This is a genomic window from Streptomyces sp. NPDC031426 (genome assembly GCF_055581585.1).
Genome location: NZ_JBVIJE010000029.1, coordinates 69,146 through 83,115 on the forward strand (window position 1 = coordinate 69,146; position 13,970 = coordinate 83,115).

Here is a 13,970-nt window from a genome sequence, read left to right on the forward strand (position 1 = left end):
GCGACGCGGCGGAGCCGCGGTCGGCGATCCGGCACGCGCGCAGGAGCGATCTCGTCGCACAAGGTCTCCGCCTCCTCCAGGTAGTGAGTCGTCAACAGCCCAGTGGTGCCTGCCGCATTGAGGCCCTTGACGACCCGTCAGTCCTCGGAGCGCAGTTCGACGTCGACGCCGGCCGTCGGCTCGTCCAGGATGAGCAGGCGGGGGCGGTGCATGAGGGCCCGCGCGAGGACGAGGCGCCGTTGCATGCCGCGGGAGAGTTCGTAGGCGCGTACGTCGGCCTTGTCGTCGAGGCGGAACAGGGCGAGCAGTTCGTCGGCGCGCCGGGAGGCCGCTTTCCGGCCGACGCCGTGGTATCCGGCGTGGTAGATCAGGATCTGTCGGATGGACAGGAACCGGTCGACGTTGATCTCCTGCGCGGTCAGGCCAAGGAGCCGACGGGCCTGACGGCTGCAGTGGTCGTGGCCGAAGACGGAGATGGTGCCTGCGGTGGGTCGGACGATGTTGCACACCGAGGCGATCAGCGTGGTCTTGCCTGCGCCGTTCGGGCCGAGCAGGCCGAAGAAGGCGCCGTCCGGTATCTCCAGGTCTAGCCCGGCCACCGCGGTGAAGCCGTCTTCGTAGGTCTTACTAAAGCCCTCGACTCGCAGTGCGGGCGGACTCCCGCCGCTCCGGGAAGCGGCGGGAGTCGCGAGCGGGTCAGCCACGGAACTGGTTCGCCGGGACCGGCAGCCCGTAGTGCTCACGCAGGGTCGTGCCCTCGTACTCCTCGCGGAACAGGCCCTTGCCGCGCAGGATCGGCAACACATGCTCCACGAAGGCCGCGAGGCCCGACGGCAAGGCGGGCGCCATGATGTTGAACCCGTCCGCGGCACCGCCCTCGAACCAGGCGATGATCGTGTCCGCGATCTGCTCGGGCGTCCCGATGAACTCGAAGTGACCACGTCCGCCGCCGAGTCTCGAGATGATTTGGCGGACCGTCAGCCGCTCGCGCACCGCGAGCTCGGTGATCAGGTCGGAACGGGACTGTGAGCCTTCCAGCTTCGGCCTGGCGAGGATGAAGTCCGGCAGCAGCTCGTCGAGTTCGAAGACCGACGGCTCGGTCTCGAACACGGCGGCCAGCTGGCGCAGCCCGTACTCCGGAACGCGCAGCTCGTCGAACTGCCGGGCAAGCGCCCGGGCCTCCTCCTCGGTCGACCCGATGTACGGGACGATGCCCGGCAGGACGATCACACCGTCCGGGTCGCGGCCCGCGGCCCCGGTCCGCGCCTTGATGTCGGCGTAGAAGGCGGCCGCGCGCTCGTACGTCGTGTGCGCGGTGAAGATCGCCTCGGCGTGGCGGGCGGCGAATGCCTTGCCGTCCTCGGAAGAGCCGGCCTGGACGAGCAGCGGGTAGCCCTGCGGGGGACGCTCGACGTTGAGCGGGCCGGCCACCTTGAAGTATTTGCCCTCGTGGCCGAGGCGGTGCAGCCGCTCGGGGTCCGCGTAGCGGCCCGTGGTCCTGTCCGCCACGACGGCCTCGGCCTCCCAGCTGTCCCACAGTGCCTTGGCAACCTTCAGGAACTCGTCGGCGCGGGCATAGCGTTCGGCGTGGCCGGGACGGTCGTCGAGGCCGAAGTTGGCCGCCTCGTCCGCCCCGGCCGAGGTGACGATGTTCCAGCCGGCGCGGCCGCCGCTGACGTGGTCGACGGACGCGAGCCGGCGGGCGAGGTTGTACGGCTCGTTGTAGGTCGAGGACACGGTCGCGATGAGGCCGATCCTGCTGGTCGCCTGGGACAGCGCGGTCAGTAGCGTCAGCGGTTCGAGCTGGCCGGGCGGGCGGAACTCGCCGGTGCCGATGAGGGCCGGGCCGTCCGCGAGGAACAGCGAGTCGAACTTGACGCTCTCGGCCAGCTGCGCCAGCTCGATCCAGTGCCGCAGGTCGAAGTCCGCCCGGGGATTGCTGTGCGGGAGCCGCCACGCTGCCTCGTGGTGACCCGCCTCCATGAGGAAAGCGTTGAGATGGAGCCGACGCCGTCTCGCGCTCATGAGGTGACCTTCAGCTTGGAGCTGTCGTAACCGGCCGGCAGGAGGTTGTCGGTGATCGACTTGACGTCGACCTTCTTGGTGATCTGCCCCGCCTCCAGGAAGGCGTCGGCGAGCTTCTGCTCCAGCTCGATGTCCGACTGCTCCACCGGGGTCACCCGGTTCGAGTAGGCGGCCAGGGACGCCTTGGCGTCGGCCAGCGGGATGCCCTGCTCCTTCGAGAGCGCCTGCGCGTACTGGTCGGGGTTCTTGACGGCCCAGGCGAACTCTCGCGAGAGCCTCTTCAGGACGTCCGTGAGAGCCGCACGCTTGGTCTTGTCCTTCAGCGACGTGTCACTGGCGACGTAGTAACTGCTCGTCTGGTCGATCGGCGGCAGACCCTTCACCAGGATCCGCGCGCCGTTCTTGACCGCGATCGCCGACTGCGGGTTCCAGATCGACCAGGCGTCCACCTTGCCCGTGTTGAACGCCGTCGCGCCGGCCGCCGGGTCGAGGAAGGTCAGCTTCACGTCCTTGGGGGTGAGGCCGACGCTCTTCAGCGCGTTCAGGGCCAGGCCGTGGGCCGAACTGCCCTGCGGAACGGCGATCCTCTTGCCCTTGAGGTCGGCGGCCGTCTTCAGCGTCGAGCCCTTCGGCACGATGATGTTCTCGTTCGACTGGGTCGGCGTGAGTGAGCGGTTGACGGCGACGACCTTGAAGCCGTACTCCTTCGCGGCTCCGGTGATCGGCGGCACGTCGCCGACGCTGCCGAGGTCGATGTCGCCCGAGGCGGCGGCCTGCACGAGGGGCGGGCCGTAGGTGAACCGGGCGAACTTCACCTTGTACGGCGCGTTGTCGAACACGCCGGTGATCTTCGCCAGTTCCTGGCTGCCGTCGCCGCCGTTGTCGCCGATGGTGAAGGTGTACTTGCTCCACTCGGGGTGCTTGGCGTCGCTCGCTGCGACGGCGTTGCTCAGCGGCGCGGCGCTGTTCGAAGACGACGATCCGCAGGCGACGAGGGTGCTCCCGAGGGCGAGCGAGCCGACGGCGCCGATGAGTCTGGTGGTTCCATTTCGCATGGTTGTCGTGCTTTCTGTGCTGGGTGAGGGTGTTCGGGGAGGTCAGTGCTGGCCGGCGAGGCCGAGGTCTGCCAGGAGCCGGGCGCGGAGTTCCTCGCGTGCGACGCTCGCTTCGCGGTCCGCGGCGGAGAGGTGAACCTCGTGCGCGGTGCCGATACGGCCGTTGCTCATGACGACGATGCGGTCCGCCAGGGCGATCGCCTCGTCGACGTCGTGGGTGACGAGCAGCATGGCGGCGTGGTGCTTGGTCCGCAGCGCCCGTACGAGGTCGTGCATGCGCAGCCGGGTGATGGCGTCGAGGGCCGCGAACGGCTCGTCGAGCAGCACGAGTTCGGGCTCCGAGACCAGGGCCCGTGCGAGCGACACCCGCTGGGCCTCGCCGCCGGAGAGTTCCTTGGGCCAGGCCTTCTCCCGGCCCGAGAGTCCGACCTCGGCGAGCACATCCAGGGCGCGCTGTTCCGCGTCGGGTCCGTGCAGACCGAGGGTGACGTTGCGCAGGACCCGCTGCCAGGGCAGCAGCCGGTCGGCCTGGAAGACGATCGCACGCCGTGCCGGGACCTCCACGCGCCCTCCGTCGGGCCGGTCCAGTCCGGCGAGCAGCCGCAGAAGGGTGCTCTTGCCGCAGCCCGAGGGGCCGAGCAGGATCACCAACTCCTCGTCGGCGATGGTGAGGTCGAGGTGGTCTAGCACCACCCGGTCACCGAACCGACGGACCACCTGCTCGACGACGACCCCGGTCTGCCGGCGGGGCTCCGTCGCGATCGCGCTGCTCATGACGCCTCATAACTGGGTCGCCACCGCAGCAGCACCCGCTCGAGAACCCGGACGAACTGGTCGGCGAGCAGACCGAGGAGCGAGTAGATCACCAGCCCCACGAAGACCTGGTTGGTCTGGAGATAGGTCTGCCCTTGAGTGATCAGGAAGCCAAGTCCCTTGTCCGCATTGACCGTTTCGGCTGCGACCAGGCCCAGGACGCTGTACGCGAGGGAGAACCGGAGGCCAACGAGGAACCCCGGCAGGGCCCCGGGCACCAGCACCCGCGTCACCAGGCGCCAGGTGCCCGCGCCCGTCGTCCGTGCCATCTCGATCAGCCGCTGGTCCACGCCCCGGATCGCGGCGAACAGATTGAGATACATCGGCACGCCGGCACCGAAGGAGATCAGCAGCACCTTCGTGAGTTCGTCGATGCCGAACCACACGATCATCAGCGGAAGCACGGCCAGGAGGGGGATCGTGTTGAGTACCTGCACGAGGCCGTTGAACAGGTACTCACCGCTGCGCAGCAGCCCGCCGAGCACGCCGGTGACGATCCCCACCGTCAGACCGATCGCCAGACCGATGCCGGCCCGCTGCAGCGAAATGGCCAAGTCGGGCCCCAGGACGCCCTGTTGCCACAGATCGGCGGCTGACTTCACGATCGAGGTCGGCGCCGGCGCGTAGGTCTTCGACACCACTCCGGCCCGGGCGAGCGCCTCCCAGGCGATGAGGATCGCGACCGGGGTCGTGTAGATGCCCAGCGGCCAGCGCAGGCGCTCGCGGAGTGTGCGCAGCAGCGTCCTTCGGCGGGCGTCGCGCGGGAGGAACACCTCGCGTTCCCGCGCGTTCGTCGTCCCGGGGTCCGGGCCCTTCACGACGGCCGGTGCCGGGATGCGGACCTCGGTCATGCCGCCACCGCCAGCACGCCGCTGTAGTGCGAGGCGTCGCCGAGGAGTTGCTCACTGCGGCGGCCGTCGACACCGGTCGGCACCTCGCCCGCGACCGTCACCCGGTTGAGGCGGCGCGGGTGGTCGTCGTAGTTGTCCACCCCGTAGTGCTGGGTGATCCGGTTGTCGAAGATCAGCAGCTGGTTTCGGGACCACTTCCAGCGCAGGATGTTCTCCGGACGCGTTACGTACGACTGGAAGATGCGCAGCAGATCGGCCGAGTCGCTGCCCGACAGGCCGACGATCCGCTTGGCGAACCCGCCGATGAACAAACCGCGTTCGCCCGTCAGCGGATGCACCCGCACGACCGGGTGCTCGGCCTCGTAGGGCGTCGAGACGAAGATGCGGTCGTACTCCTGCTGTTCGGCGGTCGCGGCTGCGGGGCGCGCGTAGTCGTACTGGTTGGTGTGTACGACGCGCAGCGTGTCGGCGAGGGCGCGCAGCGGTTCGGGGAGATCGCGGTAGGCCGCGGCGGCGTTGGCGATGAGGGTCTCGCCGCCGTAGGGCGGGATCACGACGGACCGGAGCGTGGTCAGCTGCGGCGGGTTGACAACGAAGGTGACGTCCGTGTGCCATGCGTTGGCCTTGGATGTCTCACTGTCGACGGCGAGCACGTTCGTCGTGCCGTCTGCCGCCGGTACGTTCGGATGAGCGGTCGTCAGCTCGCCGAACCACCCGGCCACACGCTCCTGGTCGGCGTTGTCGAGCCGCACGTCGTCGAACACGATCGCCTTGTGCTCGTTGAGGGCGTCTCGGAGCGTGGCGATCGTCGAGAAGTCCGGCGGCGCCGCGAGGTCGACGCCCTCGACGACTGCGCCGATACGGCCGGTGAGCTTACGGATGGACGGAGGCATGAGGGGGTCCCTCCCGGACGGATGGGCACACCAAGGCGTGCCGAGCAGCTGGATGAAGGCGCTGGTAGCGCGCAGGACTGATCGACCCGGCACGCGGAACGCCGAATCGGCCGGGCCGGAGAGAAGAAGCGTGGTCGCAGGACCGCTACGGCCGCGTTCTCAGCGACCCAGTCGGCGTACGCGAAGAGGCTCCCGGCTCATACGAGGCGGAGAGCTCACAGGAGGTGGATACGACGATCCGGTGGGGGAAGCATCGCATTGCGGGCGGTTTCCGCCTCAGCCCGGCGCGCGCCGACTACGCACACCGGCCAATGCCGGCGACCAGTTGCCGGGTCAGCGACAACAAAACGCGCTGGAGACGTGCGCCAGATCGATGTGGCGCCGCCGGGTCAGGTCCACGCGCGGGTTCATGGACGGGAGTTCAGCAGACGGCCACCACGTTGGTCAATGCTTTCCCGGACAGGTCTCGCATTGCGGACACGCAGAACCTCTGCGCTTGTCGACGGCCGCCGCTCTGTACTGCTCGCCGAGCAAGCCCAGTACGTCCCAGGCGTGCCCGCACCCAGCGTGATGCCCTTGAACACACCCACGGCCGGCGAGGCCGTAACCCACTTCCTTCTCGCATCCGCCGGCCTGCACGAGAACGACGACGATCTAGGTCAGTCATCCACCGCCCTCGAATGCGCGAACGGCATCTCCAAGGTCCCCGCCAGAACACCCACTGTCGGTGGTGTACGCCCACGGGCAACCTCGGACGCGGCGCCAACGGAGCACTCGCGGCCTGGCAGGCGGTACTTTCCCGATCTTGAATTGGAGCCGCCCTCGCCGGGGAGTCGGAGTCGACGGCGCTTCCCGTGCTGGTGCCGAATTGCCGACAGCCAGGTCACGGCTCAGCCGCCTTCTCGATGGCACCGATTCCCGGTGCCAACTGTCCTCGGTATGTGACCACCAACGTCGGTAGTCACAGGCGACTAGCGCCGCACCCTGGGCATCCCCAGACCGATCCAGGAGATGATCTCGCGCTGGATCTCGTTGTTGCCGCCGCCGAAGGTGAAGATGACCGCCGAGCGGTAGCCGCGCTCCAGCTCGCCGTGCAGGACGGCGCCCGCCGAGCCCTCCTTCAGCGGGCCCGCGGCCGCGACGATCTCCATGAGCCAGGCGTAGGCGTCCCGGCGGGCCTCGGAGCCGTAGACCTTGACCGCGGAGGCGTCCTGCGGGGTGAGCGTGCCGTTCTCGACGGCGCTGACCATCTGCCAGTTGAGCAGCTTCAGCGCGTCGAGCCGGGTGTGGGTGCGGGCGAGCAGCCGGCGCACCCAGGGCAGGTCGGCGACCCGGCGGCCGTCGGCGAGCTTGGTCTCCATGGCCCAGCGCTGCACGTCGTACAGGGCACGGATGGCCATGGTGCCGTGCGCGGCGAGGGTGACGCGTTCGTGGTTGAGCTGGTTGGTGATCAGCCGCCAGCCCTGGTTCTCCTCGCCGACGCGCCGGGAGACCGGGACGCGGATGTTCTCGTAGTAGCTCGCGGTGGTGTCGTGGGAGGCGAGCGTGTTGATGACGGTGCAGGAGTAGCCCGGGTCGGAGGTCGGCACCAGCAGCATGGTGATGCCCTTGTGCGGCGGGGCGGCGGGGTCGGTGCGGGTGGCCAGCCAGACCCAGTCGGCGGTGTCGCCGTTCGTCGTCCAGATCTTCTGACCGTTGACCACGTACTCGTCCCCGTCCCGTACGGCCCTGGTCTTCAGGGCGGCCAGGTCGGTGCCCGCGTCCGGTTCGCTGTAGCCGATCGCGAAGTCGATCTCGCCGGAGAGAATACGCGGCAGGAAGTACGCCTTCTGCTCCTCGGTGCCGTACCGCATGAGCGTCGGGCCGACCGTGTTCAGTGCCATCAGCGGCAGCGGTACGCCGGCCTGCGCGGCCTCGTCGAAGAAGATGAACTGCTCCATCGCCGTCATGCCGCGCCCGCCGTACTCCTCGGGCCAGCCGACGCCGAGCCGGCCGTCGGTGCCGAGCCGGCGGATGGTGTCGCGGTAGAACCGCTTCCGGGCGACCGGGTCGGCGTACCGGGCGTAGGCGTTGTCCGGGACCAGTTGTGCGAAGTAGGCGCGCAGCTCGGCGCGCAGTCGCTGCTGCTCGGGCGTGTGGTCGAGATGCACGGCGCCTCCAGGCTCCCCACGGGCGGTCCTGACGGCGCACACCGTAGAACGTGTTTCAGAAATAGGGAATGACGCGCCCCAGGGGAATTCCGTCGAGGTTCACACGAGGCTGCGCAGGAACTCCGAGCAGGCGTCGGCGCAGGACCGGCAGGTGGCCGCCGCCGACTCGGCGCCGGGCTGCTCGTCGAAGGCGCGCGCACACTCCAGGCAGACCGAGCGGCACCACTCCAGCCGGACCCGGATCTCATCCTCGTTCTGCTGGCTCTCCTCGCACAGCACGTGGCACGTGGCGTCGCACACCTCGGCGCACATGATGCCCAGCCTGCGCACCCGCTCATGCCGCTCGGTGCCGTCCGGGTCGACCAGGCTCGCGCGCACGGCACAGGCCCGGGCGCACTCCGTACACGCCTGGGCACACGCGAATCGGTCCTCCAGGAACCGGTAGAGCTGCTGCGAAGTCGGCGATGTCACACCGTGCGGGTAGCCGGGGTGCAGGGCCACAAACCACTGCGCGGGACCGGAAGGCGCGCTGGGGCACCCGGACACGCCGTCGACAGGAGACAGGTCGCCGTCCGTTGACCAGCGGTCACAGTCGGCGTCCGGTTCGTCCCGTTCTGAATGGGGTATTCCTCTTCTATGACTACCGCATCGATGCAGCTGGCCGCGGCGAGCGGCCTGATGAGCCTCGTTCTGTTCATCGTGGCCGTGGGCGTCCTGGCGCTGCTCGCCGGCGGCTTCTGGATGACCTCCCGCGTCAAGTACCGCGAGTCGCCTCGGCCACGGCCCGAGGAACAGCCCACGCTGCCGCCGGAGGGCCCGGTGCGCGAGGTACGGCAGAACAGGGACTACGAGGAGGTCCCCGAGACCCCGAAGGGCGGCCGGCCGCTCACGCCGTACGACCTGAGGAACCAGGACTCCCGGCCGAGCGCGACGAAGGAGCGTCCGCGCTGGAGCCGGGGTTCCAGCGGCTCCTTCGGCGGCGGCGGACTCGGCGCCCACTGACCCCCACCCGCAAACGACCACACTCGGGCCCGTCCGCGTCGGCCCGCCGTACGCCCCTAGGAATTCCGGGCGGCGTCCAGGCGGCCGACGCGGGCCACGTTCTGCCGGTCCTCGGGGTCCTGGCTGGGCTCGCCGGCGAACCAGGCGTCGAGGATCTCCCTCAGCAGCGGCTCGGAGGTCAGGCGCAGGCTCAGCGCGAGGACGTTGGCGTCGTTCCAGCGGCGCGCGCCGTCCGCCGTGACGGCATCCGTGCACAGCGCCGCGCGCACGCCGGGCACCTTGTTGGCCGCGATGGACGCCCCCGTGCCGGTCCAGCAGCACACCACCGCCTGATCGGCGGCCCCCTCGGCCACATCCAGCGCTGCCGCCTCCGAACAGGCCGCCCACTGCGCGTCGGCGCCGGGGCGCAGGGCGCCGTGCGTCCGCACGTCGTGACCGCGCCGCCGCAGGTCCTCGACGAGTGAACGGGCCACGGGTTCGTCCATGTCGGAGGAGACGGAGATCCGCATGCCTGGAGGGTAATGCCCGCGGGAGCTCTGTGGCCGATCGCGCCCGCGCAGCCGCACATCGGACACAACCCCGCGCCCCTTTTCGGGGCGCGGGGACTCAGGGATGCTCTGGCCGCTGCGCCGGAGGCACGCCGCCGCCTTCGCCGCCGCCCTTCTCGCCCTTGTCCGAGCCGTGCGGGCGGCCGCCCGCGGCGCGCTCGGCTTCCTGCCGGGCCTTCATCTGGCCACTGTCCTGCGGGGTGCCGCCCCCTTTGTCACTGCGTCGCTATTCGGGCTGCTGCGGATTGGACATGCGCCGGGCTCCCTCCGGGTCCTGCGTGGTGCCCACCGACTCCGGGTTCCCAGGACGGCACGGCTCGCCCTCACCGTCCTCGGCGGGCACGGCGGAACCGGTCACCGTCCGGTGCAGGTGTTCGAGGGCGTCGAGCAGCACCGAGCGGTGGTACCAGCTCAGCCAGGCCGCCGTGTCGGAGGCCAGCAGACCGAGGGCCTCGGCCTGGGCGGCGGTCGGCCGGCGCCCGGTGTCGGGCCACTGCAGGGTGATCACGCCGGTGCAGGAGCCGGCCGCGGACACCACGGGGATGCTCTGCAGGGCGCCGGTGCCCGTGCTGAGCAGGACGCGCCGGATCTCCTCGGAGAGCAGGACGTCGGCGGCCACGTCGGGCACGCTCACCCGGCGTCCGCGCAGCCGGGCGAGCGCGTCGGCCGTGCCCTCGTCCCGGCCGCGCACGAGCAGGTCGAGAAACGTCTCCGCGCAGCCGTGATGGGTCTCCAGCATCAGCGCGTTCACGGCCGGGTCCACGAACCGTACGTATCCGGCCGCCGCCCGCCCGATGGCCAGCGCCTCGTGCAGCACGGCGTCGATCATCTGCCGCCGGTAGCGGGGGTCGCGGCCGTCGCGGGCCAGGATCCGCAGCTGGGGCACGGGCAGGGAGCGGCGGCCCGGGAACCACACCTCGCCGTCCGGCGGGCGGGCCACGACCACGGCGGAGACGAGGACGCGCAGCGGGACGTTGAACCGCTGCGAGGCCTCGCGCAGCGCCCGGAAGGCGGTGCCGGAGTCCGGCAGGCCGTAGCGGACCATGAGCACGCCCTGTGCCATGCCGATCACTGGGGCGGTGCGCACCCGGGCGCGCAGCGCACGGACCTCCTTGCGCAGATCCTCGTAGCTCGGGCGCAGCGGATCCGCCATCTGCGACCGCCAGGCGGGCAGCTCCTCCACCCGGGAGCCGGCTCGGGCCAGCTCCCGCGTCGCCTCGTCGAGGGTGGCGTAGAGCCGGACGCCGTCGAGGCGGGCGAGATGCACGGCCTCACGCACCCCGGGCCGGGCGCGGACGATGATCAGGTCCGGGCGTCCGATGCGCGACCGGGTCGCCTCGCTGAGCGTGTGCAGTACGGCGGCGCCGCCGAGCTGCACATGGGCCATGTCCAGGACGGGCCGCAGCCCCGCGCGGTCCGCCTGTTCGAGATGGCCGCGCAGCTCCGCCGACCAGGCCTGGGCGCCCGCGGCGTCCAGGCTGCCGGACATGCGCAGCAGCAGCGCCGCCTCGGCGGGCAGCCCGTCGACGACACACGACTCGATGACGAGTGGTGCCGGGGCGGCGGACGGCTCGGAAGAGGGACTCATGGCATCACCCGGACAGGACGGCGCGACGAACTCGGGCGGCCTCTTCCTGACCGCTGTGCGCGGTGACGGCCCGGCCGCCGGCCGCGCCCCCACCGCGCGGGACGGGGCGGCCCGCTGTGCTCACCAACCGGTGCCGCCGGGCCGTGGGCCGGCCCGCCTGCGGGCCTCCAGGGAGTTCAGGGCGGACGCCATGGTGGCGTGCACCCGGACGCCCGGCAGTTCCGCGGCGCGCAGCGCCTCCCGCACATGCGGCCGGGGCTGTACGACGGGCAGGGCGCGTCCGGAGAAGGCCAGGACGCCGGTGGCCCGGTCCACGGCTCGTACCGCGGCCGCGCAGGCGAGGTACACCTCGGTCATGTCCAGGACGGCGTGTTCGCCGGTCCGGTCGGCCCGGGCGATGTGCTCGGCGAGCGTCTCGGAGAACTCCATGGCGTTGGTTGCGTCGACGGTACCCCGTGCCTTCAGGACGCTGACGGCGCCGGTCTCGGGCCGGTGTTCGTGCACGATCTGCAGGAGCAGCGGGGCCGGGCCGCCGGGGCGGACCCGGGCACGGGACAGCTGACCTTTTTCCATGGACATCGGGCTTCCTGGGTCGGGAAGGATCAGCCAGCCGCGTCTTGACCGGGATGGTTCACTGTGCCCCCGCCCCACGCCCGACGCAACGATTCTCCACGGGCGTGTCGCACCGGGCGCGGTTCAGCCGACATACCGCCGGGCGGGTGAGGTTCGGCGGGCCCGCTCCAGCTCGGCCAGCCGGCGTTCCAGGTCGGGCGGCACCGGGTCGCGCTGGCGCAGCACCCATGGCAGCCCGGCGGTGGCGTGGGCGAAGACGCGCACGGAGGCGAAGTCCCGGGGAACCGTGCGCATCAGATGGCCGGTGCGGCGCAGCGCCGGCAGCAGTGGGCGGCGCAGCCAGGTGAACCACAGGGTGTTGCGGATCCCGAGGACACGCCGGGCCGTGCTGTCGCGCAGCCGGGAGGCCTGGTGGTGGACGGTGAGGTCCTCGGCGTAGGCGAGCCACCAGCCCTGTCGCAGCAGGTCGCAGGCGAGCAGCTCCTCCTCGCCGCCGAGCCACAGGCCGGGATGGAAGCCGCCGCCGGACCGGAAGGCCTCGGTGCGCAGCACGGTGGCGCAGCCGAGGAAGCCGAGCACCGGACGGCCGGGCGGGTCGGGCTCCGGTGGCAGGGGCGAGCCGGCGAGGACGGCGTTGAGGGGGGCGTCGGCGGCCTCGGCGCCGACCAGGGTGCGGGCGGCGAGCAGGCCGAGCCGGGAGTGGCGGTCGAGGAGGTCGGCGGCGCGGGCGAGGCTGCCCGGCTCCCACCAGGAGTCGTCGTCGCTGAAGGCGACGTAGGGGGTGCGGGCGTGCCGGACGGCCAGGTTGCGGCCCAGAGCACCCGTGTTGGCTGCGGGCCGCAGCAGGCCGGCGACGGCGGGGTGACCGCGCACGGCCGTGCGGGTGCCGTCGTCGCGGGAGTTGTGCACGACGATCACCGGTGGCCGCTCGGGCAGGGCGGCCAGCGCGTCGAGTGTGCGCAGCAGGCTGACCGGCCGGTCGCGGGTGATGACGGCGACGGTGATCCGCGGGTCGCCCGCGGCGGTGTCAAGGTGGGTGAGGCCGGTGGCGGACTCAGTGGACATGCGCGGCCTCCGGTCCGGTCTGTCGCGCGCCGCGGGCCGGCTGGAGCAGGGTCAGGCAGGCCGCGGCGACGTCTGCGGAGCGGAGACGCAGCAGCCGGGCGTCGGGTGTGCGGCCGTGCGGATCGCCGGGTGGGCCCGGCTGCCACAGGGCCAGGTGGGCGGGGCTCGGGGGCGGTCCCCACAGACGCGGGGAGACGGGGCCGAACAGAGTGACCGAGCGGGTGCCGTGGGCGACGGCGAGGTGCGCCAGGCCGGTGTCGCCGCTGAGTACCAGGGACGCCTCGGCCACCAGCGCGGACAGCTCCCGGTAGGGCAGGCCGCCGGCGAGCACGTCGCCGGCGGGCTGTCCGCTGCGCTCGGCGACCGAACGCACCAGGGCCTCCTCGCCGGGGCCGCCGGTGAGCACCACATGGTGTCCGGCCGCGCGCAGGCTCCGTACGACGGCGGCGTACCGCTCCCCCGGCCAGCGGCGTGCGCCGGACGCCGCGCCGGGGTGCACGACCACGGCGCCCGGCGCGGCGGACCGGGTGCCGGGCCGGGGCAGCCGCAGGTCCGAGGGGTCGGCCGGGATGCCGTAGGCGTTCAGGAAGGCGCACCAGCGGTCCCGTTCGTGGGCCTGGGCCTGCCACGGGGGGCCGTCCGGGCAGGCGTGGGCGAGCAGCCGGCGCGGGTGCACGGCGGCGAGGGCGTCGCGGCTCTCGGGGCCGTTGCCGTGCAGGTCGACCGCCAGGTCGGGCGGCGGGCCGGTCCAGTGCGTGAGGGACGGCACCGCCCGTCCGGGGGCCTCGGCCGGGAACACGGCGTCGATCGCGCCGGTGGCGAGGGCCGGTTCGGCCAGGCCCGGGGGCAGGGCGAGCAGGATCCGGTGACCGGGGAAGGCGCGGCGGATGCCTCGCAGCGCGGGCACACCGGCCAGCAGGTCACCGAGGCCGAGCGCGCGCAGCACCAGGACGGTCGGAGGGCGGTGCGGAGTGGTCACCGAGCGGGTCCTCCAGGGGTGCGGGAGCGGTGGCGGCACGGTGGCGGGTACCACGCTGCGGGCAAGGGACGGGCACGGATCGCACTGCCTGGGCGAGTCGGCGGGGTGGCCGGCGGCCTGCCGGGACGCGGCGGGCCGGGCCCGCGCGGTGATGTGCGGGGCGGCGCCGGCACCCGGCGGCGTGCGACACGGGACGGAACGGGTGGCAGCCGGCGGCACGCGGCGCGAATCGGAACGGATGGCACCCGGCGGCACGCGGCGCGCGGGAGGGTGACCGACGCCGTCGGGATCGCGGGCCGGGCACGCCGACCGGCGTTGCGCATCGGGCGCGCGACACGCAGCATCGGCACAGCCCCGCACCGGCCGGGGTGGCCGGCGGCCGTATGCCGGCTGCCCTCGGGGGCGCGCAGAGGCGGTGCGGTGCCGAG

At 71.9% G+C, this 13,970-nt stretch carries 15 protein-coding genes; 1 reads left to right on the forward strand and 14 read right to left on the reverse strand.

The genetic code is table 11. From position 1 onward, the window contains the following. Window positions 1-137: 137 nt before the first annotated feature. The 8 genes from ACZ5NH_RS37410 to ACZ5NH_RS37445 form a co-directional block, all read right to left on the reverse strand. Complete coding sequence (locus ACZ5NH_RS37410) at window positions 138-704, reverse strand: ABC transporter ATP-binding protein (RefSeq protein WP_468781759.1); 567 nt, start codon at window positions 702-704, stop codon at window positions 138-140. Next, window positions 697-2,025: an LLM class flavin-dependent oxidoreductase gene (locus ACZ5NH_RS37415; RefSeq protein WP_468781761.1), complete on the reverse strand. Its 1,329-nt coding sequence runs from the start codon at window positions 2,023-2,025 to the stop codon at window positions 697-699. The genes ACZ5NH_RS37410 and ACZ5NH_RS37415 overlap by 8 nt, the downstream gene beginning before the upstream one ends. After that, on the reverse strand, window positions 2,022-3,080 hold the full coding sequence (locus ACZ5NH_RS37420; protein ID WP_468781763.1) for an aliphatic sulfonate ABC transporter substrate-binding protein: 1,059 nt from the start codon (window positions 3,078-3,080) through the stop codon (window positions 2,022-2,024). Before ACZ5NH_RS37420 ends, ACZ5NH_RS37415 begins: the two co-directional genes overlap by 4 nt. Before the next feature lie 42 nt (window positions 3,081-3,122). Beyond that, a complete protein-coding gene (locus tag ACZ5NH_RS37425; protein ID WP_468781765.1) occupies window positions 3,123-3,854 on the reverse strand; it encodes an ABC transporter ATP-binding protein in 732 nt (243 codons plus the stop codon). Then, window positions 3,851-4,744 (reverse strand): ABC transporter permease, encoded by an 894-nt coding sequence (locus ACZ5NH_RS37430; protein ID WP_468781767.1) that lies wholly within the window; start codon window positions 4,742-4,744, stop codon window positions 3,851-3,853. The genes ACZ5NH_RS37425 and ACZ5NH_RS37430 overlap by 4 nt, the downstream gene beginning before the upstream one ends. After that, on the reverse strand, window positions 4,741-5,637 hold the full coding sequence (locus tag ACZ5NH_RS37435; protein WP_468781769.1) for a TauD/TfdA dioxygenase family protein: 897 nt from the start codon (window positions 5,635-5,637) through the stop codon (window positions 4,741-4,743). Before ACZ5NH_RS37435 ends, ACZ5NH_RS37430 begins: the two co-directional genes overlap by 4 nt. Before the next feature lie 971 nt (window positions 5,638-6,608). After that, on the reverse strand, window positions 6,609-7,787 hold the full coding sequence (locus ACZ5NH_RS37440; RefSeq protein WP_388634058.1) for an acyl-CoA dehydrogenase family protein: 1,179 nt from the start codon (window positions 7,785-7,787) through the stop codon (window positions 6,609-6,611). Between the two features lie 99 nt (window positions 7,788-7,886). Then, the gene (locus ACZ5NH_RS37445; protein ID WP_388634055.1) at window positions 7,887-8,258 is read right to left on the reverse strand and encodes a four-helix bundle copper-binding protein; all 372 of its coding nucleotides are present in this window, start codon (window positions 8,256-8,258) and stop codon (window positions 7,887-7,889) included. 165 nt (window positions 8,259-8,423) lie between these two features. Between ACZ5NH_RS37445 and ACZ5NH_RS37450 the strand changes: the two genes are divergently transcribed. After that, window positions 8,424-8,789, forward strand: a complete 366-nt coding sequence (locus ACZ5NH_RS37450) for a DUF6479 family protein (RefSeq protein ID WP_468781771.1) — start codon at window positions 8,424-8,426, stop codon at window positions 8,787-8,789. A 56-nt stretch (window positions 8,790-8,845) separates the two neighbouring features. Here the strand turns inward: ACZ5NH_RS37450 and ACZ5NH_RS37455 are convergent, their stop codons facing one another. From ACZ5NH_RS37455 to ACZ5NH_RS37480, 6 genes are all read right to left on the reverse strand, one after another. Next, window positions 8,846-9,298 (reverse strand): RpiB/LacA/LacB family sugar-phosphate isomerase, encoded by a 453-nt coding sequence (locus ACZ5NH_RS37455; RefSeq protein WP_468781773.1) that lies wholly within the window; start codon window positions 9,296-9,298, stop codon window positions 8,846-8,848. Window positions 9,299-9,395: 97 nt separating this feature from the next. Then, window positions 9,396-9,518, reverse strand: coding sequence for a hypothetical protein (locus ACZ5NH_RS37460; protein WP_468781775.1), 123 nt, complete (start codon window positions 9,516-9,518; stop codon window positions 9,396-9,398). 45 nt (window positions 9,519-9,563) lie between these two features. After that, the gene (locus ACZ5NH_RS37465) at window positions 9,564-10,925 is read right to left on the reverse strand and encodes an ANTAR domain-containing protein (RefSeq protein ID WP_468781777.1); all 1,362 of its coding nucleotides are present in this window, start codon (window positions 10,923-10,925) and stop codon (window positions 9,564-9,566) included. A gap of 120 nt (window positions 10,926-11,045) precedes the next feature. Then, complete coding sequence (locus ACZ5NH_RS37470) at window positions 11,046-11,504, reverse strand: STAS domain-containing protein (protein WP_388634044.1); 459 nt, start codon at window positions 11,502-11,504, stop codon at window positions 11,046-11,048. 117 nt (window positions 11,505-11,621) lie between these two features. After that, complete coding sequence (locus ACZ5NH_RS37475) at window positions 11,622-12,563, reverse strand: glycosyltransferase family 2 protein (RefSeq protein ID WP_468781779.1); 942 nt, start codon at window positions 12,561-12,563, stop codon at window positions 11,622-11,624. After that, the gene (locus tag ACZ5NH_RS37480; protein WP_468781781.1) at window positions 12,553-13,542 is read right to left on the reverse strand and encodes a glycosyltransferase family 9 protein; all 990 of its coding nucleotides are present in this window, start codon (window positions 13,540-13,542) and stop codon (window positions 12,553-12,555) included. Before ACZ5NH_RS37480 ends, ACZ5NH_RS37475 begins: the two co-directional genes overlap by 11 nt. Window positions 13,543-13,970: the final 428 nt, after the last annotated feature.